General features: G+C 43.2%; 13 protein-coding genes. 9 read left to right on the top strand and 4 right to left on the bottom strand.

Annotated features, from left to right (window positions below; genetic code table 11):
- Positions 1 to 206: 206 nt before the first annotated feature.
- From ACJJIY_RS15030 to ACJJIY_RS15040, 3 genes are all read left to right on the top strand, one after another.
- On the top strand, positions 207 to 1406 hold the full coding sequence (locus ACJJIY_RS15030; RefSeq protein WP_444897531.1) for an acyl-CoA dehydrogenase family protein: 1200 nt from the start codon (positions 207 to 209) through the stop codon (positions 1404 to 1406).
- 27 nt (positions 1407 to 1433) lie between these two features.
- Positions 1434 to 2561 (top strand): acyl-CoA dehydrogenase family protein, encoded by a 1128-nt coding sequence (locus ACJJIY_RS15035; RefSeq protein ID WP_444897530.1) that lies wholly within the window; start codon positions 1434 to 1436, stop codon positions 2559 to 2561.
- Positions 2562 to 2625: 64 nt separating this feature from the next.
- Positions 2626 to 4056, top strand: a complete 1431-nt coding sequence (locus ACJJIY_RS15040; RefSeq protein WP_444897529.1) for a coniferyl aldehyde dehydrogenase — start codon at positions 2626 to 2628, stop codon at positions 4054 to 4056.
- A gap of 35 nt (positions 4057 to 4091) precedes the next feature.
- On the opposite strand, the gene ACJJIY_RS15045 is transcribed toward ACJJIY_RS15040, so the two are convergent.
- Positions 4092 to 4892: an IclR family transcriptional regulator gene (locus ACJJIY_RS15045; protein ID WP_445358210.1), complete on the bottom strand. Its 801-nt coding sequence runs from the start codon at positions 4890 to 4892 to the stop codon at positions 4092 to 4094.
- Positions 4893 to 6426: 1534 nt separating this feature from the next.
- On the opposite strand from ACJJIY_RS15045, the gene ACJJIY_RS15050 reads away from it, so the two are divergent.
- From ACJJIY_RS15050 to ACJJIY_RS15060, 3 genes are all read left to right on the top strand, one after another.
- A complete protein-coding gene (locus ACJJIY_RS15050) occupies positions 6427 to 16599 on the top strand; it encodes an RHS repeat-associated core domain-containing protein (RefSeq protein WP_445358211.1) in 10173 nt (3390 codons plus the stop codon).
- Complete coding sequence (locus tag ACJJIY_RS15055; protein ID WP_444897526.1) at positions 16596 to 17072, top strand: hypothetical protein; 477 nt, start codon at positions 16596 to 16598, stop codon at positions 17070 to 17072. The genes ACJJIY_RS15050 and ACJJIY_RS15055 overlap by 4 nt, the downstream gene beginning before the upstream one ends.
- A gap of 674 nt (positions 17073 to 17746) precedes the next feature.
- Positions 17747 to 19660 (top strand): BamB-related PQQ repeat family beta-propellar protein, encoded by a 1914-nt coding sequence (locus ACJJIY_RS15060; protein ID WP_445358212.1) that lies wholly within the window; start codon positions 17747 to 17749, stop codon positions 19658 to 19660.
- 235 nt (positions 19661 to 19895) lie between these two features.
- Here the strand turns inward: ACJJIY_RS15060 and ACJJIY_RS15065 are convergent, their stop codons facing one another.
- Positions 19896 to 20852 (bottom strand): MBL fold metallo-hydrolase, encoded by a 957-nt coding sequence (locus ACJJIY_RS15065; protein WP_445358213.1) that lies wholly within the window; start codon positions 20850 to 20852, stop codon positions 19896 to 19898.
- Positions 20853 to 21044: 192 nt separating this feature from the next.
- Between ACJJIY_RS15065 and ACJJIY_RS15070 the strand changes: the two genes are divergently transcribed.
- A complete protein-coding gene (locus ACJJIY_RS15070; RefSeq protein ID WP_445358214.1) occupies positions 21045 to 21890 on the top strand; it encodes an arylamine N-acetyltransferase family protein in 846 nt (281 codons plus the stop codon).
- On the top strand, positions 21887 to 22474 hold the full coding sequence (locus tag ACJJIY_RS15075; RefSeq protein ID WP_445358215.1) for a flavodoxin family protein: 588 nt from the start codon (positions 21887 to 21889) through the stop codon (positions 22472 to 22474). Before ACJJIY_RS15070 ends, ACJJIY_RS15075 begins: the two co-directional genes overlap by 4 nt.
- Here ACJJIY_RS15075 and ACJJIY_RS15080 read toward each other — a convergent pair.
- Positions 22436 to 23764: an MFS transporter gene (locus ACJJIY_RS15080; protein WP_445358216.1), complete on the bottom strand. Its 1329-nt coding sequence runs from the start codon at positions 23762 to 23764 to the stop codon at positions 22436 to 22438. The genes ACJJIY_RS15075 and ACJJIY_RS15080 overlap by 39 nt on opposite strands.
- Before the next feature lie 463 nt (positions 23765 to 24227).
- Between ACJJIY_RS15080 and ACJJIY_RS15085 the strand changes: the two genes are divergently transcribed.
- A complete protein-coding gene (locus ACJJIY_RS15085; protein ID WP_445358217.1) occupies positions 24228 to 24833 on the top strand; it encodes a TMEM175 family protein in 606 nt (201 codons plus the stop codon).
- Between the two features lie 49 nt (positions 24834 to 24882).
- On the opposite strand, the gene ACJJIY_RS15090 is transcribed toward ACJJIY_RS15085, so the two are convergent.
- On the bottom strand, positions 24883 to 25305 hold the full coding sequence (locus ACJJIY_RS15090; RefSeq protein ID WP_445358218.1) for a GNAT family N-acetyltransferase: 423 nt from the start codon (positions 25303 to 25305) through the stop codon (positions 24883 to 24885).
- Position 25306 lies beyond the last annotated feature (1 nt).

A 25306-nucleotide genomic window follows, 5' to 3' on the forward strand; every position in this document is an offset into this window, starting at 1 on the left:
CTAAAGGCATTTTGCGCCAATAATTTAAATCGTTGGGATCGATTCAAAGGCAATTAAGTAACTTGTCGAGGTGAATCTGTTAAACACTAGTTCCGCCTGTACCGGGGATCTTTCAAAAGATTGCGTATTTTTGCTGCGCAAGATTGTGATAGAAGCAGTTTGTAGGAGCTGCTGTTCAATGCGCCGACTAATAAAGGAGCAGGCGAATGAATATAGATTTTTCTCCCGAAGAGTTAGCTTTTCAGCAGGAGGTCCAGCAGTTTCTCCAAGAGAAACTTCCTGAAGATATTAGAGAGAAAACCCTGAAGGAAATCCCCCTGGAGAAAGAGGATTTTGTTCGCTGGCAAAAAATACTCTATGAGCAAGGGTGGGCAGCTACGAATTGGCCGGTTGAATATGGAGGTACCGGTTGGACACCTACTCAGAAACACATTTGGGCAGACGAATGTGCTAACTATGGTGTACCGGAATTGATTCCTTTCGGCTTAAAAATGGTTGCTCCAGTGATCTTTACCTATGGTAGTGAAGAACAAAAGCAACGATTTCTGCCTGACATCCTGGCAAGTAATGTCTGGTGGTGTCAGGGGTATTCGGAACCAAATGCTGGCTCAGATTTAGCTTCCTTAAAAACAACAGCTGTCCGTGATCGCGATGAGTATATTGTCAACGGCACCAAGACCTGGAATACATTGGGTCACTTTGCAGACTGGATATTTTGTTTGGTTCGTACTGGTGGGCCTCAAGTAAAGAACCAGGCTGCTATCAGCTTCTTGCTAATTGATATGAAACACCCCGGTATTACGGTTTCGCCAATTATGACCTTGGGTGGTCACCATGAAGTAAATGAAGTCCATTTCAATAATGTGAGGGTACCGGTAGAAAACCGCATTGGCGAGGAGGGGCAAGGGTGGACTTACGCCAAGGTTTTGCTAACCCACGAACGCACCGGTATTGCGCGGGTGGCAAAATCCAAGAAACGCTTACAAACGTTAAAGGATTTAGCCAAAGAGACCTGCGATGGAGAAAATAGTCTGCTTGAGAACCCGGCTTTTGCCCAAAAACTGGCCGAAGTTGAAATTGATCTCTTGGCCCTGGAGTTTACTGAACTACGTACGCTTGCGGCGGTAAGTACGGGTGGTGCCCCAGGAGCGGAATCCTCCATCCTTAAAATCAAAGGAACCGAAGTCGCTCAACTTATCGATGAACTGTATATGGAGACTGCGGGTTACTACGGAATGCCGTTTGTGAGAGAGCAGTTTAGGAGCGGGTTTGACGGAGAATGGGTGGGTCCCGGTGTTATTGCCAGCAGTGTGCCTCGTTACTTAAACAATCGTAAATCCTCAATTTATGGCGGAAGTAATGAGATTCAGAAAAATATTATCAGTAAATGGGTACTTGGCCTGTAAGTGCAGCATCTAAAGAGGACTTGAGCGATGGATTTTTCCTACAGCGAAGAGCAGCGGATGCTGCAAAGCAGTGTGAGCAAGTTTATCCAGCAGGATTATGACTTTGACCGTCGTTGTAAAATAGTGAGTAACGATATTGGCTTCAGTAAGGAAAATTGGAAGCTATTTGCGGAACTCGGCTGGTTAATGGTGCCATTTGGAAAGGATGATGGAGGCCTAGGAGGCTCCGCCGTAGACTTGATGGTGGTTATGGAGGAGTTCGGCCGAGGTTTAGTGGTTGAGCCTTTCCTGGCCAGTGTTGTTCTCAGTGGTGGTCTTATCGCTGACTGCGCCAGTGAGGTGCAAAAGCGAGAACTCCTGGGAATGTTAATGGAAGGCCAATTGCAATTGGCATTCGCTTTTACTGAGTCACAGAGTCGCTATAACCTTACCGATATAGCCATGACTGCGGTAAAGGATGGAGACAATTACCTCCTGAATGGACATAAAGCTGTCGTTCTAAATGGTGACGTAGCAGATAAATTCTTAGTTGCTGTGCGGACGAGCGGAGCACAGCGAGATCGTGAGGGGATCACCTTACTACTTGTCGATCCCAATACAGAAGGGCTTCAGCGGCATGGATATGCCACTGTGGATGGACACCGTGCCGCCGAAATTAAATTCAATAACGTGAAAGTACCCATAGCTAATCTGATAGGGGAAGAGGGGGCGGCTTTAGGAGCTATAGAAAAGGCTGTTGATAGAGCGACGTTGGCATTGTGTGCAGAAGCTGTTGGAGCTATGGAAAGGATCTATAAGAAGACAGTTGAATACACTAAGACGCGGGAGCAGTTTGGTGTTCCTATTGGCAAGTTCCAGGCACTACAGCACCGCATGGTGGATATGTTTACTGAGTATGAGCAAGCGCGCTCAATATTGTTGATGGCTGCGCTACAGCTTGATAGCAATAACGGAGTTGCGCCTAAGGCGATATCCGCTGCAAAAAGCCGTATTGGTAAAGCTGCGCGGTTTATCGGCCAAGAGGCGATACAGTTACATGGCGGTATAGGGGTTACTGAGGAGTTGGATGTAAGTCACTACTTTAAACGTCTAACAACAACTCAGTACCTATTTGGCAGTACTGATTACCACACTTTACGATTTGCCAAGCTGTAAATTATAAAGTACTTACTATACGGCCAAACTCACTCTCTACTTGCCACTTTGCGAGGGCACACACATGGAAAAAGTTGTCGAGCACACCAGATCTGTGAGCATAGGTAAAGTAGAGAGTGTTTTTAAACTTCAAAAGGATGCATTTAATAGGAACCCCTACCCGAGTCTTCAGGAGCGCCTGGAAAGTTTAAAAAAATTAGAGCAATTGATCCTGGAAAACCAGAAATCCATAGCAAAGGCAATAAGCGAGGATTTTGGTAATCGTGCCATCCAGGAAACTAAAATTGCAGAGATCTATGGGTGTATCGAGGAGATTCGTTACACTCGTAAGCGCTTAAGAAAGTGGATGAAAATTCAGAAGCGCCATGTGCCTTTGCTACTTCGAGGAGTAAAAAATCGCGTATTACCTCAACCAAAAGGGGTGGTTGCTATTGTTACCCCCTGGAATTACCCACTACTTCTGTCTGTCGGGCCCTTGGTGAGTGCGATATCCGCAGGGAATCGCTGTATGATCAAAATGGCTGCTAACTCGCGCTCCCTTTCTACATTATTACATCAGCTATTTAATAGGTTCTTTTCAGAGGATCTGGTAGCTATTCTTCCGGAAGTTAGCGCCACGGAGTTTACAGCCCTGGCATATGATCACATGATCTTTACTGGATCTAGCAAGGTAGGAAAAATGGTAATGCGGAGGGCTGCGGATCACCTAACTCCTGTGACACTAGAGCTGGGGGGCAAATCGCCAGCCATAATATGTGGAGACTTTGATGAAAATATTGCTGCGGAACGTATTTTGAGCTCAAAATTCTTCAATGCGGGCCAAACTTGTGTAGCTCCAGATTATTTATTGATTCCTGAAGAAAAACTTTCAGGATTCTTAGAGTCGGCTAAGAGACTTGTGCCCAAATGGTATCCATCTTTAAATTCAGAAGATTATACTTCGATTATTGATGAAAAGGCGTTTAATAGGCTGACTACTTGTCTAAAGGATGCTCTGGAGAAGCGGGCTACAGTTCTGCCGTTATTAGATGTTGAAAACAGTAAAGGTTTGCAAAAAATTGCTCCCACCTTAGTGTTAAACCCGACAGAAGATATGAGCCTGCTACGTGAGGAGGTATTTGGCCCTATTTTACCTATTCTTACGTATAGGAATCTGTCTGATATGATAGATTACATAAATAGTAAAGATAGGCCTTTAGCATTATATATTTTTAGTTCTAGCGGGAAGATTCAGGAAAATATTATCAAAAGCACAATGTCTGGAGGTGTTTGTATCAATGACTGCGCGATGCATGTCTCCCAGGCAGACTTGCCCTTTGGTGGTATTGGGGCGAGTGGCATGGGGCAATATCACGCTTATGAGGGTTTTTTGGAATTCTCAAAATTACGACCGATCTTTACACAAGCCAAAAAGTCAGCGGCGGTGTCTTTACGACCACCTTATGGCCAAAGATTTGATAAAATTTTCAACTTTCTACTGCGTTTCAAGCTGTAGCTGTACTGATTGAGAAGACCTGGCGTTTGAGTCGACTAATATCGGATTAACATAGCTTCTATATTACCTACTAAATTTTTCAATAGAGGAGCTACCTCATTTTCTAAAAATTCCGGGTTAAGCCTAAAAGCAGGTCCGCCAGCATTAAAAGTGTAAATATGACCTTGGCTTAAAGAGAGAGGTACTGCGATACCGTTGACATCGCGATTCCACTCGCCAAAAGAGCAGCAGAAGCCGCGCTGCTGGTAGCTGGTGACCGCTTCTTCAATACCGGCTTTGATTGCTGGCCATTGATCACCAGCTTTTTTCTCCAGGTAGCCATAAAAATATTCTCGTTCTTCTTGAGGGAGTGCTGCCAAAAAAGCTCGCCCGGAGCCGCTGGAAGCTATGGGTACGCGATTTCCGATTTCATGGCGAAAAGTTGTGACATTTGCTGGAGCGCAGAACTCGACAAAAATCATATCCAGCCGGTCCCGATCAGAGAGACCAACAGCGGTACCAGTAGAATTGGCGAGATCCTGCATTAAAGGCTTGGCTACCTGCCTGACTGTGAGATTTGAGACAAAAGCATAACCAAGAGCCAGGACGCCACTACCCAGCTGATATTTTTCCATTCGATCAGAGTAGGTCAGATAGCCTAATTTGGTCAGGGTATAAGTCAGCCTGGAAACACTGGATCTGGGCAGGCCAGTGCGCTGGGCGATCTCCAAATTACCCAGAAAGCCATCGCCAGGTTGAAAAGCTCGGAGCACATCCAACCCACGAGCTAAAGCCTCAATAAATTTCCGATCTGGTTCGGTATCTTTTTTTCTGGGGAAGTCACTTAGGGAGACCATTGGTTTAGTCCTTCATGTTGATGGTAAGTATACAATTTGTACTCCAAAATCTGAAGTAGGGAGTCAATATTTTAACTTCTATTCAGTTGAATACATAGATGCGACAAGCTTGATCTGACTTTAATAGTAAAATCAAGCTAAGCCTGGAGTTGCAATGGTACCTATGTCTAGAGAGGGTTAGGTAATGATGGCTACATATATGATCTATTGGCTACATTGAACAAGTTGGTTTTGCTAAGTGGAAAGGTCACGTTGACTAAAATATTGGTATCAAAATAAAGGTACAAACTGATTCCATACGATCCTTATAGGTAAACCTTTGGCAATGTTCAAGGTGTTTTTATTGTGGTATTAATGTTTAGGATTGAGCTTTGATTGCAGAATGCGAGACACGCAATCGATATTTATTTCTTCAAGTGTTTAGGTCAAGAACGTTCTTTTATCCTTATAGTGTGAGTGTTAAGTATAAACAAGACTTACTAAGCCCATTTGTGTCGACTTAATTTTTTGCTTAAATCAATTGGTTGCTTATTTTTCAAGGTCAAGTAAAAATATCCGGACAAATAATGCTGATTGTGGCGAGGTAATAATTTATCGGATCAGAGCTAATGAGCTAGCACCAAAGTATGATTTAAGAGGTGGCAAATATACTGTATCTGTCAAATGAAATTCAAAGATTACTCTCGGAATTTTAAATCTAGTGCATGTGCTGCTCCCTATTTAATAAATACTGCAGGCCGGTTGTTAAATTTGATCGGTATGTAACTTGTTTCGTTAAATTATAAATAATGATTTTGTTTTCTAGTCTGCTTTAGTTTCCTGTCTTTGTGATTGGGTATCAGGCCTTGCCTTTCAGAAGTGGAGAGCACAATAAAATATTTCCTGGGGTGTGATAAAGCATGACCGTAGTTGCTGCGCCAATATAATTTCAGTGAGGCTATGGTTTCCCTGTAAATCATTAGCGTGATAAGTCGGATTTCAAGCAGGTCAGGTGAGTCAGGCTGGTCAGTTTCAATCGTGTTTGTTGGCGTCTACATGCTATATATTAGCTGCACAGACGGCCGCTAATTTTTAATAAAAATTTAGGGGTGTTTTATTTGAGTTGGCTTGTAAATGTTCTACCACCTTTGGTGGTGTATGTTTATGCTGTTTAGGTTATATCTTTGATTATTATACAAAAATTAATTGATTGGCTGGTGTTTTTGGTCTTTAAAAATTGATAGTTTGGACGGTCGTGCAGTATATGTTTTTAAGGCTGTAGAAAATTAATTGTAAATAAATATTTTGTTGTGTTAGGTTTTGTTGGTTCTGTGTTTGTAAATAGGTTATGGCTCTGTTTTTTGATAGATGCTCTTGTGATCGAGAAGGTTAGTGCTTTATGGTGTTAAGTTCTTGTCTCGTGGTTGGGGTTTTATCGTGAGGCTGGATGAGTTTTACTTAAATAAATTTGGCTGTTTATTTGTTGGGCGGGTGTATTTTAGGTTGCTCTGTTTCTGTGTGCGAAAAACTATTTGGTTGAGCTGAGAAAATAAGAATGAAGCATTCCGTTTTAGCTAAAGGTTATTTACATTTTTTTCTATGTTTATTTTTTCTGTTTTTTATTGGATCTTCCCGTTATAGCTATGCGTGGGATCCTAGCGGGATGAATTGGTACGACTGGGGAGATAAGGTCAACTTGTCTGTTTCTCCCTCAGGTATAAGCACTAGTGGGAATTTTACGGTCAAGGGAACGTCAAATAGTGATGTTGGATGGGTAGGTATAGGCATGCCAATGCCACCACCACTCGGTCCAGGGAATTGCTTTTTTTATGAAAGTCTGAATCAGGGTGTTTCCTGGAATTTGATATCTAGCAATGAATGTAATTCTAATGTGGGCCGGATAGGTTCTCTTGAGTTTTTTAATAAATCTCTAACGAGGGGCAATGGCAGCTACCAATATAAGTTGGAAATTATAACTGGGTGCAATTCCTATGGGGGATGTGGTGGCTGGCGTCAAACAGTGTCAATTACAGTTAATACTCTGGTTAAGCCAGCGAAAGCAATAATATCTGATGTTCCAACCGAAAAAGAAGCAGCCAGTGGAATATATACGTTAGGATGGAGTAAGCCTGCTGGAGATGTAAGTAAATATATTTTAGAGGAAAAAGTTGGTAGTTCTGGAACTTACAACTCCGTAGCTCTTGATACGCCGACTGCACTTTCATATACAACGAACACGGCCAGAGCTAAAGGGAAGACTTATTATTATAAGCTAAAAGCTTGCAATGAAATAGAATGTGCCGATAGCTGGAGTAGTGAGGTTTTCGTCAAAGTTCGTACAAATGAAAATCCTACTATTTCGCTATTAGATTCTCCACACGGTGAAACCCATCGACCAGACCAGCTGCCTACCCTTTATGCACAAGCTTCTGATTATAATGGAATTAAAGAAGTAAATTTTTATAGGGATAATGGGAGTGGCTCTGGGGAATATTGGGTGGGTAAAGCTACCAAAGATAATAATAAGTGCTCTGATTGCTTTAGGGTAAATTGGAATTCAAGCCCTAAAAGTAATTCGGTAAAACTTTGGGCGGAAGCGGAAGATAGTTTAGGAGCAAAAAAAACTACATCCAAAATATCTGTAGCAGTTTTAGATAATACAGCCCCATCAGCTTGGTTAGATTCTCCTCCTTCAACCATCGTACAGTTTGATAATGTGACCTTAACTGCACATGCTCTGGATGATGATGGAACAGTAGATTCAGTGGAGTTCTTGCTCGATGATGCTATTTTAGGGTTAGATAAAACAGCTCCTTATGAGTTAGTGGGTTGGACGCCTGACTACTCTGGAAATTTTCAGTTGCAAGTAAGAGTGACTGATAATGAGGGCTTAAGCGCGAAATCGAACGGAAGCCCATTAACGATCCTAGCTTTAGCCCCTCCGCAAGCTCCTTCAATGTTAACAGTTGACGAAGAAATTGCGCCTATTCCAGATAATACTACAGGCAACTTTGAACTAGAGTGGAATCTGCCGGAAGGTGCAGAGTACTTTCGTTTACAACAATTACAGCAAGGTATTGATAGCGATTTTCAAGAAGTCTCCCTTTCTAACAATAAACTCCCCGGACATTATTTTTCAAACATGGCTGCCGGTGATTATAGGTTTCGGGTTTTTGCATGTAATAGAGCGGATTGCAGTGACCAAGCAAGTCCTGAAATTAGTGTATCTGTTGTTAAAGAAGAGCCGCGCTCACCTGCTGGATTAATTGCTACTCCTTACAAAGGAGCGCAAGTTTTTACAGGCAATTACGAGTTAAGTTGGAATGTATGGGATTCTAGTGGTGGCGATATACAGCCAAAGTATTATCTGCTTCAGGAAAAAAATGGAGGTCCAGAAGATCCAACTGACTGGGTAACAGTGAGTAATAACAGCATAAATAATAATTATACGGTGATAGATAAACAGCCGGGTGTATATAGCTACAGAGTAAAAGCATGTAATGCGGTTGGATGTAGTGATTCCAGTCAGATAGTTTCTTTGACCGTGTTGTCCCCAAGGTTGACTGGAGCTGCCCTCTCTTGTGATGATTCTTGTATAGAAATCTTAGGACTAGGGATTGACCCTGAAGCATCGCTTGTGCTTTCTGGTATCCATAATCCAAGTATTGAGCAGACGTTATCTTTCTCTGATTTCGATAGTATTTCTTCTTCTAGAGTTAAAGTGGAACTATCTCCAAACAGTGACATTTACAAAGCTCTTTTTGAATTGGGTGTGAGGGCGTCAATAGTAAATCCAAACAGTAGCCGTGCCGGTATCACTATCTATGGGAATAGAGCCACGGAAATCATTGGGGAAACACAATCAGCCCCAGCACTTGGGAAAGATGGAACCCTTTATGTTGGTGCGGAAAATAATCTATTTGCCTTAAGTTCGATAGACGGCAGTGTTCTGCCTGCATGGCCATTTGAGACCGGTGGAATTATTAAGGCAACACCACGGGTTGATGGTATTGATGGAACTATTTACGTCGGATCGCTTGATCATAGCTTATACGCGATAACTCCTGATGCTAATCAGAAATGGAGATTAGGTACTGGAGGTGAAGTCATTTCATCAGTAGTAATTGATGAAGAAAGAAATCTGTACTTTGGGTCAATGGATGGATTTCTATACGCAGTTAATGCCCCGAATGGCTCGATTAAATGGACCTATCCAGCAGGTTCAGGAATTGCTGAAACCCCCGTTCTCGCGGGTGGAGATTTGATATATTTTACTACAGTTGATGACAGTCAGATCTATGCGCTTCCGCGTAATAACTCAGGTACGGGAAAAATTATTTGGGAAAGTGTTGATGATAGCTTGCTATGGGAGGAAATCGGAGATTGGTATCCAGACTTTTCAAAGAAAGCAGAATTCCTGGCTGTTGCTAGATTGTATCGTGGGCTGTTACAACCCCCTTTGCCGTTAGACAAGAAGGTATTAACTTTTTGGACTTATCAGCTAGTAGGTAAATCTGTCAGCAAAGTTGATATCGCGGAAGCGTTTCTTAATTCCAATACTGGTAAGAGTAATTTCCCTCAAACGCAAAGCAATGAACGTTTCTTAGAATCGTTATATGAACGGATATTTCCCGGTCAATCTCAACCGAACTTCTTGTGGGGGGGGATCTCTTACAGTCAACAAATGCTCCTTGATATGTTAGCAAGTGGGTACTCAAGGGGACAGGTAGCGACTTTATTTACTCAGTCAACGGAATATACCGCCCAAACCAGCCAATTTTTGGGGCTGAGCTTTGATTATTTATATGATCAAGACTATAGCTGGGCAGTAACTGAATGTGATGATGGAGATGAGTATACACGGGATTGTGATGGCGATGGATTACCGGATTGGTGGGAAATCCTTTTCCTTGGCACCACGGAATATGATCCTAGTGATGATCCAGATGGAGATTTCGTAACAATTGGTGACGCGTTTGACCGAAACCTAAGCCCCTGCGCAGCCGGTTGTTACAATGGTATTCCTGATGAGCCACCGTTGCCTGCTGAGGCTCCCGCAATCAGTACTGTCGAGTTGAGAGACTCACAATCAATAGGATTTCTTGCTGGCGATTTTAAAGTCAGTGAGACTGGCGCATCTACTTACTCTATCCCCATAGAGCTTCCCGTTGGAACCGCCGGTGTAACCCCTGAATTGGCACTCTCTTATTCCAGCCAACGAGGCAACGGTTTAGTAGGACAAGGCTGGAATATTGATGGCCTGTCATCAATTACTCGTTGCCGACAAACATTGTCTCAAGATCAGAAAAATAGTGGGATATCCTGGGGACAAGATGATCGATTTTGTTTAGATGGAGCAAGATTAATACTTGTTTCAGATCATACTTATGGAGAGCCTAAATCCCAATATAGAACTGAGATTGATACCTATGTATTGATAACGGCCCATGGGGGTATTACTGGAAGCCCTCTTTACTTCACTGTTGAGGGTAAAGATGGGTCTATAAGATATTATGGGCATGGAAATAAATCTCATCAAGAATATAGTGGACTTGGAACGTTGAGTTGGATGGTGAGTCGTTTTGAGGATAGCGCTGGGAATGGGATTGATTACATATATGCTACAGATAAAGGCCATCGTATTCGTGAAATACAGTATGCTTTTGCAGGAGGAGGGTTGCCTGAAGCACGAGTAGCATTTGAATATGAAGATAGAATGGATGTGGTTAATGGGTATTACGCTGGAGCATACTTTTCCAGTGAAAAACGTTTAACTGAAATTAGTATATTGGGATCTAATGGGGAATCTTTATTTAGTTATGAATTAGACTATTTAGATACAGGACATGATTATTTAAGTAGAGTGGAACGAATTAGGAAGTGTTCGAGTGGGTTTTGCCTGCCGGATACTGTTTTTGATTGGCACCTATTAAATAGGGACTTTGACCCAGATTATTCAAGAGCAATCACACTAAGTAGCCAACGAGATCGTACGGCACTATCACCTCGCCCATCCGATATAAACGGTGATGGGAATATGGATATAATTTGGCAGGAGCCAGACTGGGATGATGATGGAAGAATTCACGATCAGTATTTTAAATATGTTCTTAGTGATGGTAATGGATATGGAAGTGAGAAGTTAGCCTTCAAGTATGGAGAGGATCTATCTAGCCCATATCAGTGGGAGATGATTGATTACAACGCAGATGGCCGTTCGGATTTGGCTATCTATGTTCGAGAGCGCGGTCATTGGGTACTCCATATCAGCCAGGCCGACTCGATAAGTGGTGAATGGAGCTTACCTCCTTCGTCATTGCAGCCATTAGAACTTCCTATAACGGAGGAAAATACTCGCTTTATTGACATTAATGGAGATGGATTGGTTGATGCGGTTAGCGCAAGTGGATATCGGCTTTTACAGCGGGACACAAGTGCATCGGAGTCATCAAGAATCTTCTATCATTTCGGCGATCATGTTGACTGGAGCATAGTTGGCCTCGAATCTTGGTCAGGGATTGATGAAACTCGAGAAAGCACTTCACTTTATTTGGATCCGCAGGCATTGGGTGACTTTGATGCAGACGGACAAGTAGATCTGGTGCTGGTTAATACCAAACAAAAGTGGGATTCGGTAATTGACCCGATTACACGAGAAGCACCAGGCCTAGAGTCGGTGCATGCTCGTTTCTACCTGGCGCTAGTTAAAGATAGCAAATTAATACTGAATCAAAAGTTATTTGATTTTCAGCAGTCTGATGGTTTTAAAGGGGATAGTAGAAAATTTGAGGCTTTGCCAAATGAAAGGCATGGGTATCTTAATAAATCCATGCAAACTGTCGATATTAATTCAGATGGGATCGTTGATTTATTTATTCGGGACGAAAATCAAGTTTCGTATCAACTAAATACCGGTATTGATTTTGGGGGATACGTCAGCTTAGGGAGTTATGAGCAAGAGGATGATTTTAATTGGTTTGATTTTGAGGGCGACGGAGATCTGGATTTAATTATCAGGCAGCCAGGAAAATATATGGGGAGCTTATATTTGAGGCGCTGGGAGGAAAGGTCAAACAAGTATTTAAGCCCAGAGACATTTAAACATTCATATATATTTCCGGAAGGAAAGGATTTCTTCGTAGATATGAATGGTGATGGCGTTACTGATCATGCCGAGTTCTTGGGTAACATTCTTCATTTGTACTTATCGCCAAATAGTAAGGTGGCACCAAATGTTATTAATGAGATCACCAATGGACTTGGAGCAAAAACCACGATTGAATATAGCTCTACATCTTCGAGTGCACACTATGCTCAGTTAGCAATTGGAACTCAGTTAGATAATTACTGCGATGAAGAAAGTAATAATTCTACTATTACTAAGGACTGGTGTTTAACGTATAAAGCATCAGATCTCAACGGTTTTTACACGGCTACTAACGGCGATTGGACTGAAGATAATACACTTGGGAGATCTTCTGTGGTTATGGATATGAAGGGCCCCCAATTCCTAGTCACTCGTGTAGAAAGTACGGCTCCAGCCGCAGATAGTAGTCCGGGTCTGGTCGATATTACAGCAACTAGCGCTGTTAGCTATTTTTATGGTCGGGGGCGAATGCAAGCGGGTGGGCGAGGCTATCTTGGCTTTGAAAAAGTGCAAACGCTAGATGAGCAGTCTGGTGTTACGACTACAACGACTTATCGTCAGGACTTCCCGTATATCGGTTATCCGGTTTTTACGGAGCAGCGTACGCGGGAAGGTATGTTGATGAGTGAAGCAAAAAATAACTGGAATCTTAATGGATGGCAGTCAAATTGGCCGCAGATTTCAATATCCAATGGCACAGCTGCTCTTGGAGCCTTACAGCCTTATATTTCTGAAAGTATAGAAAAGGTTTATGAGTTCAAAAACAACGGTCAGGTACAAGGGCAGCTTCTAAAAACAGTTACTACCGTAAATGAACAGGATGAGCATGGCAATGCCAAGCGTATCTATGTTGTTATCGATGCACCTAACGGGGATAATTTTTCAACAGAAACATTAAATGAGTATGGTGAAGGCCAGGAGGTTAGCTTTAATAACCCTGATCACAACCTTAGTGGTTATGCTGAATTAGGGCGTTTGACCAAGACAGAAGTTATTCATAGTCGAGTTGAAGCTGGTGAATCTCATCAGGCGACGCGTAAGAGTATTTTTACTTACTATGATAGCGGTAGTGAGGCTGGGCTATTGCGAAGCGAAGTAGTTGAGCCAGATAATGGTGGTTTTGATTCACTGGATTTACAATTAACTAAAAATTACAAGTATGATCATTATGGTAATAAAATCCTGGTCGAGCAAATCGCAGATAACGAAGAGAGCCGCCTGCAACGGTGGATTTACGATAATGGACGTTTTATAGATCGAGAAGAAAATAGTTACGGTCAGACGATCATGGCTGTGCTTGAACGTAATAGTATTGGTCAACCAACGCTGATTACAGATATCACTGGAATGGACACGTTTCTTTCCTATGATGCTTTTGGGCGTCAAATTCTAGAATACAATACAACGGGTGCCCACAAAATCAACCTGCTTGCTCCAGCGGGGGCGCAGTGCCCGACTAGCGCCGTCTATCAGGCTATTGAGCGTGTAGCGGGTGGTGGGCAATCTATTGTATGTTTCGATAGTCTCACTCGAGAAGTACGCAAAGCTAATATTGGTTTTAATGGTGCCTGGAACTATATAGATACTGAGTACGACAAGCTGGGGCGTGTCCAGCATAAATCAGAGCCCTACCAATCTGGTAGTACGAGTTACTGGACAACGCAGTTTTATGACTTATCCGGAAAGGTGATAGGTTCAAATCTGCCAGGCATTAGTAGTTCAAATGGCACAACTTATGACTTGGCAATGCTATATGATGGCTATACCGCGATTACTATAAATCCTAAAGGCCAGGTTCACCGAGCGACAAGTAATGCGGTTGGAGAAACCGTTCGAGTAGAAGACAATCTTGGGCATGTACAAGTATTCAAGCATGACGCCCAAGGTAACCAGCGATTTGTAGTAAACCATGGTAATAGTTCGCGAAATATAGTCACGGAGATTGAGTATGACCTGCTAGGTCGTAAGGTATTAATGTCCGCCCCGGATAAAGGTATCTGGTCCTATCGTTATAATGCGTTTGGTGATTTGGTTCAGCAGACAAATGCAGAAGATCAAGGGGTGGTAAATCACTATGATCGTCTTGGACGCTTGATCGAACGAGTTGATATAGATGCTAACGGAAATCCAGTCGAAACCACTCAGTGGCGCTACAATAATAATTTACAAGCAGATGAATACGGTACTCCACCGGCAGCAATGAGGGAAGTAGAAGCTTTTAATTCTGGCTACATCAAGTTATATGGCTACGATAATCTAGGTCGACCTAACGAGACAATAACTAGTTTTGCGGAAGGAGATGATTATTTCGAGAAAAGTAATTACGACCAATATGGTCGAGCTTTCCAGATATTTGATGCTGGCGGTGTTGGCAACTGGGAAAGTAGTGCAATTCAGCATAAGTATAACGAGTACGGTTATCTCGAACAGGTTGTAGATGCTGAGCAGTTAAATCTTGCCACTGCTGAAGAGTTTTATACGGTACTTAAAATGGATGCTCGGGGAAATGTGACCGAGTACGTGACAGGTAATGGAGTTATTACAGAGAAGACGTTTGCCCCAGACACTGGGCGTCTTACCAACCAAGTTGCGCATATTCTCGGGGTTCAAACTATTCAGGACCTCACATACTTTTGGGATGATTTAGGCAACCTTAAATACCGTGAGGACCGTAGTGGCGATAAAAATCTGCGTGAAGATTTTGTTTACGATGAATTGAATAGACTGAAACAATCCCAAGTCAGTGGGCGGGATACGCTGGAAATGGAATATGACGATTTGGGAAATATTATCTATAAGTCAGATGTTGGCGAGTATCGTTACGGCAATGAATGTGCTCAAGCTTTTGGACCTAACGCAGTATGTGAAACTACGGATGGGGTCAGCTACGAATATAATCGAAATGGTAGCATGATCAGTGACTCTAGTGGACGTTCATTAAGATACACCACTTTTGATAAGCCTTCGGAAATCACCAAGGATGGTCATAAAATTGAGTTTTTGTATGGTCCAGAGCGTAAGCGTTACCTTCGCAAGGATATCGCTAAGAATGGGCAAATTACTGAAACCCGTTATATCGGTAATGTTGAGAAAGTCACTCAAGGAGGTAATACCGAAATCAAGCGTTATTTGCCTGGCGGTGCACTGGTAACGACATCTTCTACGGGACGCCAGAGTCGCTACATTCACAAGGATCACCTTGGGTCTCTCGATGTAATTACGGATAGCTTGGGACAGATTGCAGAGGATGAAAATGGAAACAAACAGCAATTTAGTTTTGACGCCTGGGGCCAGCGCCGCAGCGTATTGGATTGGGGAACTCTATTGAGTTCTGAGCTTACTGGTTTTGCTACAGAGATAACGACTCGCGGTTTTACCGGCCATGAAATGCTGGATCAAGTTGGTCTAATCCACATGAATGGTCGTATATACGATCCACGTTTAGCAAAGTTTCTACAAGCAGATTCATTTGTGCAAGAGCCGAAGTATAGCCAATCCCATAATCGTTACGCTTATACTTGGAATAATCCGCTAAATGCGACCGACCCAAGTGGATATATAGTGCAAATGTTTGCGGCATTTATGTTGGTTGCTCTAGAGGTAAAATCTCTTTGGGTTATTGCCGTTGTGATGGGGGCAGCTGCATTTACAGATGCCATGCTGCAGGGGGCAAGTTTTAAAGATGCTGCGAAAAGTGGACTTGTTGCAGGGGTTTCTGCGGCTGCATTTGCAGGTATTGGCCAGGGTCTTAACGCAAATTATGGGAAATTCGCTGCCGGTTTCGCGAAGGAAGGCTTAGCAATAAAAGTTACGCTTCATGGCTTGACTGGTGGAGTGATGGCTGAACTCCAAGGTGGGAAATTTGGTCATGGATTTGTTGCCGCAGGCATCACAGCTCTAGCAAGTACTTTTAATAGCTCGCAATTTGTCGGCGGTGGCATCTTTAGCTGGTGGAGGGTCGCTATTGAAGCTGTGATTGGCGGTACAGTATCCAAACTTTCAGGTGGTAAGTTTGCAAATGGGGCGGCTACGGCGGCGTTTAAGGTGGTGATGAATTCTATTAGACAGAGTGACAGTGGTGTACAAGAGGTTAGTTCTACGGCTGGGGAAGGATCGCCTGAAAATGCTGAAGCTCTTCAAAAGGAGTTGGATGCGCTAGTTGCAGATAAAACCTTAAATAGGTATCGTAGTTTCACTAGTCCGGACGCTGCCGCTACAGAAGTTTTGGATGCGACAGCGCCGTTAACGGAAAAGTACGGACTTGAAGTTTCTGGCAATATTTGGAAGTCTAAGAATGGATGGCATTACACTATACCGAAAATTGGCGGGCCTGGCTCTGCGGATCTGAATACAGGATTTATTGGTTATCATACTCACCCTCATGGTAGGTTGATGTTTTCTAACAGGATGAATAACTACTCTGGGGACTTTAATGGCGGAGATTCCAGTTGGGTTTCCAGTGCGAAAAAACCCCTGTACCTTGGTGTGGTGGTGAAAGGAACTGTAAAAATTGGTGTTTGTGACCCTGGCTGTTCGCATGTGGGGATATATGGGACTCCCCCAAGTCGAGTGATTAAATGAAGAAAATATCTATATTTCTAATAATTTTTCTCTTCTCGGTGAAGTTACATGCAATAGGTGACTATTCGCAACTTTCTGAGCGAGGAGTGAAAGCAATAGACTTGTGTCTAGTAGAGTATACAAGGATTAAGGGTAACGTTTTTCCTGAGGATATTGATCGAGCCTACGTTTATGTGGGAAAAAATATGATGGGGGTTTTGTTTACTCGCGGGGAAATTGGAACTTTTGGAAAAAGAAGCACATCATATCAGGCATTTGTATCTTGCGGGGTCTCATTGCACCCAAGGCTACAAGTTCGAGATCTCATGGACGGGTATTCTGTCTTAAAAGGGGCTGATATAACTACAGAGGAGCCGGACTTGCGGAATGAGCATGTTGATGAATTGCTATATTTCAGAAATGGCATGGCGTTTAGTTTTAGTAAAGGGCAGACTTTTTCTCCAAAAAAAATAGACAAATTACAACTTCCGTAGAGTTTAGAAAGGCTATCTATATGGTTTCTGGTTTTAGTTGAAATATGGTTGGTGCGGCCACGCTCCACTATTTAAATAGGGCGGTTTTTGGGGTGATGCCGATACTGGAAAGATTTGAATATATCTCAGAAATTTTAAGGGTGAGTTTGCAGGTTGCAGATTAAGGTGTTACCTCTATATTCTTTATGAGTATAATTTTTTATATGGGGGGAGATAAATTGGTCAGAAGTTTAGATGGTTTAAATAAGTCTTAGTTCGTATGGGTTAATAGGTTGTAATGGAAGATTTAATAAAAATCTTCTCAATTGACAGTTGTGAATTATTGGGGTGGTGAGAGATTGTAAGTTTACCTTTCGGGGTTTTGAAGGTATCTTATTTAGCTTTCCTTGAGTGTTGTTTATTGGTGCTTTGTGGTGAGTGGAAGTTTTTATTCCGGAGGGATAAATATTCTCTTTAATGTGTCATTGCCTTGGTGGCCGATTTGTTTTTTTGATTTTTAGAGGGTTTTCATTTTTTTGTGTATCTTTCCCTCGAAACGTGGGTGTGGTGTTTGGGATCCCGGTTTCTATCTTTATGTTATAACGCTGTCATCTTAAAAAAATTATAATTATCTATGGTTGTAAATTGAAATGACCGATCTGTGTCTGTTTTTAATCTGGCTGTGGAGTGTAAAGGTGTTGCGAATCTTAATTTCTATTCTTTGGTTAACCTTAGCGTCTATAGTGATGGCTGAGTCAAAGCCAGCCATGCTATTCGACTCTCCACTAGATAACTCATTAGTGGCCAGCCGTTTTCCGGATTTCAGTATAAAGCTGGAGAATACCCAAGGTCTGTCTGATCTCCGTCTAAGAATTGGCAGAAATGGCTTACCTGAAAGCAACTGTTTGATCGATGAAGATTTGAGTATGGCTTTTTGCTCTTTGGCGATTAGCCTTTCTGACGGCTGGCAATCTATACAAGTCTGGTTGTTTGATGGCAGTGACCTTCTAGATGAGATTGAGATCTCCATAGCCGTAGATGAAGATAATGACAAGATCCCAAACCACGAAGATAAATGTTCAGGAACACTAGATCCACTAGCCGCAGATTTAGATGGATGTAGCCCTATTCAGCTAGATAGTGACGGGGATGGTATATCTAATGTAGATGAGTTTCTTCAGATATTACCGGCAATAAATATGCTTCTTGCCTCTTCCGATCAGATGCCTGAAGTGCCTGAACCCATAGAAAATGCGATCGAGGATGGATTATTTTTTGAATCTCCAGTTCATAAGTCATTAGTTAGTACAGATAAACCGTCACTAAGATTGAGGGCTAGTTCTGGTCCGGATTTAGATGGCGCCTTATTGACAGTCTCTGTGGCGAGTAATGATGCCGCCTGTAGTTTTGACACCACAACTGGTGTCGGTAAATGTGAATTAGCTCATTCTATTGGTGATTATTGGGTAGATGTCGAAGCCAGCCTATTTAAGTCTGATGTCCTTATATCTCGTAGTGTTATTTCAATCGCGGCAGACTTTGATGAGGATGGTATTGCAAACTTTGAAGATCACTGTTCATTTACCAAGCTTCAAGAGCAGGCAAATAGCTTGGGCTGTGGCCCTTCTCAAATTGATTCAGACTTTGATGGGATTTACGATTTAGAAGAAATCGCAGTTGGTAGTGATCCATTTGATATGAACAGTTATCCCGCAATAAATATTGATTTTTTCACAGCCTTGCCAGAACAAGTTTCGCGGGCGGGTGATAGTGTTGGATTGAGCTGGTCTGTTACTGGGGCCACTTCTATTTCTTTGAGTAACGATGCAAATGATTTGTCTTTTAGTCAGTTGTCTAATGAAGGGACCGCGCGTGTTGCTCCTCAGTTCGCTACAACGTATATGATTTCAGCTAAGGGACCAAGTGGTAGTGCTAGTAAAGAGGTTGAAGTTTCCGTTTCGATTTCTGTACCTGAGAACCAATGGGATGAGTCCCCCATAGATCAAGTTGAAGATGCAATTAGCGCCTCGTTAACTGTTACCGAAAATGGAACGGTATTTTTGGGAGCTTTTGATAATAATTATTATCGATTCACACCCAGTGGTGATCTAGATTGGACTTTGGAAAACCTCGGAATAGTGATGAATAAAGCTGCAACTTTTGGTGGATCCATTTATGTGGGTACAAACAATGCTTCTGGTGGGAGTGTTGTTGCATTGGGAGCTGATAAAACTACAAAGTGGAAGAATGAAATGGCAGATGGAGTGATCGCGGGTCCTGTACTTAATGACGATGGAAGTGTCCTCTATGTTGTCACTTATAATGGCTCTGTATTTGGTCTAGATACAAATAGTGGTGATGAAGTTTGGAGTTATCAGTTGCCGGAAAGCGAGACAATTAGCGCTACCCCAGCACTTAGTGAAGATGGATCTATCTTATTTGTGCACGGAAATACTCATAATGTATATGCGCTAAAGGTCGGTACAACCTCGTCGATGATGTCACAGAATTCTCAGATGATGCTTAATAGTGATTCAGCGGGTGATAACCAAATGCAAATAGATGGGCCATTAATTTGGCAAAGTGATATTGGTTTGGATGATGAATGAGTAGGATTAACTGGGTCGGTTTTAGCTAAGACTTTGTTTTGACGTTTGGGCAATGCCATCAAATCTGGCAGTTCTCTTTGTCAATAAGATGTGTAAAGTTTGCGCAAACTAATTCGTTTCATCTTTATTTATGTGTAGTTCACTTAATCGTTCTACTATCTAGGTAAGAAACAAGTGTGCGACTACATCCGAGGGAGTCAGCTAGTGCTAGCTAGCTGTCCTAGTGTATGGGTGGCTAATTTTTTTGAATGAGATTCCCAGATTTTTCTAGCTTAAGGTTCATGAAGTCTTCGGCTAAATACAGCTGCCCTTTATATACGGACTGAGCTTCGTTTCTGATCGTCTCAATTGAGCAATCTGCATCGATATCTTTTTGATAGCGTGTACTAAAGTGGGTGAGAACTAAGTTAGGTATTGAAAGACTTTCTGCAAATGAAGCTACTTGGGTGGAGTAGCTATGCCCCACATGCCTTGCTTTTACAGCCATTTTTTTTGCATAGGTTGATTCGTGCACTAAAACGCTGCTATTAATACAGGTATCATTTAATAACTGCGGGTTATCATTATCCCCGCAAATTGTTACTTTTCGTGGAGACCTTGGCTTCAGAATGAAGTCGGTTGCAGCGTATGTCTCACCTTGATGGATGACATCGATACCGGCCTTTAGTTTTCCCCATAGGGGCCCTTTGGGGATACCAGCAGAAATTAGTCTCTGCGTATCAAGAGTAACCTCAATATTTCTTTCAGTAAAACTATATGCATAGGAAGGAACCCTGTGAGAAAGTTGTGCAGTGTCAATAGTGAATTGCCCGATGTCTACTTGGGGTAGATCTTCTACAGGAATGAAGCCGAGCGCAAATGGGAAATAGAGTTCGGTGATTCTTTGAGTTGATAGAAGCCACTCATAAACGGCTCGAGGGGCAATAAGTGTCAGTGGTGCTGTTCTTCGTTGCATTCCGGAGCTACCAAGTAGACCAGGGAGTCCGTAGCAGTGATCGCCATGCTTATGGGTGATAAAGATTGCACTTAGCCTATTTAGTGATAAGTTTGTATGTAGAATCTGCTGCTGGGTACCTTCCCCACAGTCGATCAAATACCAGTTCTTTCCCAGGCTTTCTATTAGCCCAATACCAGAAACACTCCTCTGCTTGGTCGGAGTGCCTGATGATGTCCCCAAAAACAGTATTTCCACTTAGTCGCTACCTAATTGTTTAGCAAAATTGAAGATTACGCTGGCTAGGGGTCTTCCTGAGCTTTGGCTTTGATTAACTTCTGATTGATAAGCAGTGTAGAAGATGAAAAAAAGCTATTGACCTCAAGTTAGGTTTAGGTATTAAGCTCCCGTCTATTGTTTATGAGCCCGGATTTTGAGGAGACAATCGAGATGGGTACCCCTGGTATTAACTTGCAGCAATATTTAGACCGTATTAATTTTGATGGAGCCCCGGGTGCTAACTTGCAGTGTCTACAGCAGTTGTTGACCCAGCACGTCCGTACGATTCCATTCGAGAACGTCACTTCATTTTTGGGAAGCCCCGTGGATATTGAGTTGGAATCTATTGAGGCCAAGTTGGTACAACAAAAACGTGGAGGTTATTGTTACGAGCAAAATGCCTTATTAGGGGCAGTGTTAGGGCAAATCGGTTTTAAAGTTACGAACCTCGCCGCACGGATACTGTGGCAAATTCCGATAGGGCATCAACCCGCTCAGTCGCATATGATTCTGATGGTGGAGCTTGAGGGCGCACGCTTTCTGATTGATGCGGGATTCGGCAGTAACACTTTGACTGCGCCACTAAATATAGACTCCAGTGATCGTCAGAGCACACCGCACGGTGTTTACCGCTTTACTTTAATAGATGATGAGTACCTGTTAGAGGTTACAACCGATAGTGGTTGGCAACCTATGTACAGCTTTGACTTGAAACCTAAAACTCATGGCGATTATAAAATTGGTAGTTGGTATTGCTCAACGCACCCGGAATCCAGGTTTGTAGAGCACTTGATTGTTGCTCGGTCTTTCCCAGAGGGGCGGCATACACTTTTCAATAGACAGTTAAGCTATCAACCACTTTTAGGCTCCAAGAGTGTTGTCATGTTAGCGGATGTTGATGAGCTTCGGGCTACTTTACTGGATATCTTTGGGATAGAAGTACCGGATGGCAGAGAAATTGATCAAAGGTTAGGCCGGATATTTGAGTCAGACGGCATAGCGGAGCGAGTCATATGAAGAGGGTAGGGGTTGTTTACCATTCTGTATCTGGTTGCAGTAAAGTTCTTGCGGAGTCCGTGGTGGAGGGGGTTAACACGCTAGAGAAGTGTATTGGTGTTGCCCTTGAGATTCAGGGAGAGAGCATTCTTCACGGACGTTATGAAGATCAGTCATTATTAGCTCAGTTGGATCAATGTGAAACCATAGTAATGGGTTCGCCGACCTTTATGGGTACTGTCTCCGCTCAATTCAAAGCATTTATGGATGCAGCAAGTGAGCGCTATGGAGATCGGTGCTGGCTGGATAAGTTAGCTGCAGGATTTACTGTTGGTAGTAATTTTAGCGGTGATCAGCTAGGTACCATCAGGACTCTACAGGTCTTTGCTGCACAAATGGGCATGTTGTGGGTTCCCCTGGGTATTCTACCGAGTCAAGATTCCCTGGGTAGAAACCGGAGTGGTTGTCAGTCGGGCTTGGTAGCTGTCGCTGAGGGAGCTGGTGAAATTCATGAGTTGGATCGACTTACAGCCGTACATTTAGGACGTCGAATCGCAGGCTTAGCACTACGAACTTCCGATTTTAGGACCACGTTTCTTGACTAGCTTTTTGCTGCTCAAAAGTAGGCTGCTGATGCAGCCTACGATGACGATAATCCCGATTAGCTGAAATCCCGCTTGGTAATTGTAGAATTGCTGTGTTGGTTGTGGAGCAAAATCAAAAAGTCTGGCTAATAAATCGCTGAGGGAGCGGATATAAGCGAACTCTATATCTTGATCAAGTGAGAGCCCTATGAGGGTTTGAATTACCCCTCCTAAAACAAAGCCCCCAGTTACAATAAGGGCAGAGGCAATGGCGTGCGCCTTTTCAGGAAGTTCAGATTGTACTATCGAGAGAGATAGAATTGAGCTGCTGAGGCCAAATCCTAAGAGAAAATTTGCTGTCAAAGTCCAGGAGTCCGACAAGTGAATACTCAGTAAAGCTGTGACAGCAATAATTGAGAGGAAACTAAAAGTTCTCGCTGGAATTACATAATCTCCCCGATAATGAGACCAAGCACCGACAATAAAGCTGCCGATAATGATACCCGTTGAAATCATCGCATTGAGTAGGGCACTTTCTCTGGATGTTTCACGAAAAAAATCAACTTGGAACTGTATATTCCATAAATCAGAGTAGGCGATAATTACGCCGAAAAGGCAGGAATAGAAGGTGAGGGCCAGCCAAAAAGCTCTTGATTTGAAGCATGAATTTAGCTTGTCAAATTGAGTGGCTTTTTTGGCAGAGAGTTCATGGGAAGAGTTTTGATTGCTGCCAATTAAAATAAATAGCAGCACAGCAAGGCAAATAAAAAATATCGCTGCGATGAAGTAGGGCTCCCGGAATGAGACTTCGGTATCTAACAAACCGATAAATAATGAGAGTGAAGCTGCTGCGAAATTAGCTAGTCCTTGGCTAACAGCGGCCATCAGTGAAAACTTATTAGGTAAATCCCGTCCGATAACATAGATAACTCCCAAGAAGCTACTGGATAATCCAAGTGCGACTAAGAGCTGCCCTGTAAGGGCTGTTCCGAAAGAATGACCGCTGGCAAAAATTACACAGCCGCTAGCGGCGAGGGCGGCTGAGATACTCAGTAAATACCGTGGACTTATAGGGCCCAATAGTGAGCCAAGTGTCAGTTGACCAATAGAATAGGCGACAAAGTAATATCCTCCCAGCATCCCTAAGCTTTGATGGTTGAGATTGAGTTCTTGAGTGAGGCTAGGTGATAGTAGGGCAAATAGGATTGAGTTGGTTACGCTGGCGCTGAAAAATATGACTGCAACTGTCCAAGACGCGTAGCGGAAGTGTTTCTGCCCCATAGGCTTTTCTTTATCGGTGTCTATTGCCACGTCTCGGCCTTGGGCTTCACTCCTCAGCTCCTGCTTATGATTGCAGCAGCCAATAGGGATAAAGCGCTAGGGTTTTAAATGGATATGAAACAAGTCGCATTAGATAGATCTTAGAGCAATTAGGAGCCGTAGCCCGAACACAAGTAGTTGATAGTAAGCAGGATTGAAATCGATCGAGCAGCTAGGTTTGATCAAAGTATCGCCAACGGCTGTTGAAGTTGAATGCTATTTGCTAGGCGGTGCCGTATTGAGGAGCTTCAATAGACTCTTTGTTTAAAAGAATACACTTACAAAGTCGTTACCATATGATTTCATCTCCTCAATAGAAACATTCCGTGGCTCGTTATCAGGTGGAAGGGATGTGAGTGGTGTGAACGCTGTTGGCATATTGAAACTAGAGGTGAGATCTTGCTTCGGGACTGGGCTTTAATGAGTATGCAACCTTGGCAATCGATGGTGGCCCATGCGTCGAAAGTCTTTCTTGGCTAGCCGTATTAATGCCGTCAGTGATGGCGTTTTTGCCATTGCTATGACGCTGTTGGTTTTTAATATCCAGATTCCCGATCTGGAGGATATAAAGCCGGGCGAGGATTTCCACAGCAATATTCTTCAGCAGTTGCCCCATTTTTTTTCCTGGATACTGAGCTTTGCAATTCTCTGCCGGCTGTGGCTTACCCACAATCATCTGATGTCGGACCATCAATTTAAATCGGTTGCCTTTACCAGTTTTAACTTTTTGCTATTGGGGGCGGTGGCGTTTATTCCCTTTCCATCAAGTTTGATGGGGGAGTATCCAGACCAGGTTTGGTCAGTAGTCTTATTGTCAGCAAGCTATGCGGTGGCCGCTATAGCAATTGCGGGTATGTGGTGTGTCGCTGCGAATCGAACGAACGTATCCGCGCACCGTGTACTAGTAGTCAGCATGGTGATGTTGTGTACCAGTATCCTGGCGTGCTTGTTGACCCTTTTCAATCCCTATTGGGGGCTCGGGCTTTGGATAGTGTATGTGTTGGGGATAGCGCCTTTGGCTCACTTTGTCGAGAAACGCTATGCCCCAGTAGAGAGTTGAGGTGGGGCCGGGCCTGCCATATGGTTGCTGGTGGCAGGCCTCAAAATGGTCAAATCAGGCTGCGCACCATTTTGATATGGGGAATTCCCGCTTCGTAAAACACGTCGCCTTCCACCTCAAACCCAGCCTGCAAGTAAAACCCCTCAGCATGTTGCTGTGCATGTAAATGGACTTGCTGAAAGTTTTGTTCCTTCGCCCGCTCACAGATGGCCTGCAATAGCCGGGCCCCGATGCCGCATCCGCGTGAAGATTTCTGTACAGCCATACGACCAATTTTTCCGCCTTGGGTGAGGCGCCCGGTGGCAACCGGTGTTGTTTCGCGGTAGGCGAGGAAGTGCTGGGATGTCTCCTCTTGATCATCCCATTCCAGGTCTACGGGTACCTGTTGTTCCTGCACAAAAACGGCCTCGCGTATTGAGCGAATTGCGTCCCGGTCAGTGTCCCAATCGGCTAGGCGTATAGCTACTGGCATC

This window comes from Microbulbifer maximicatervae (SeqCode) (genome assembly GCF_052468155.1).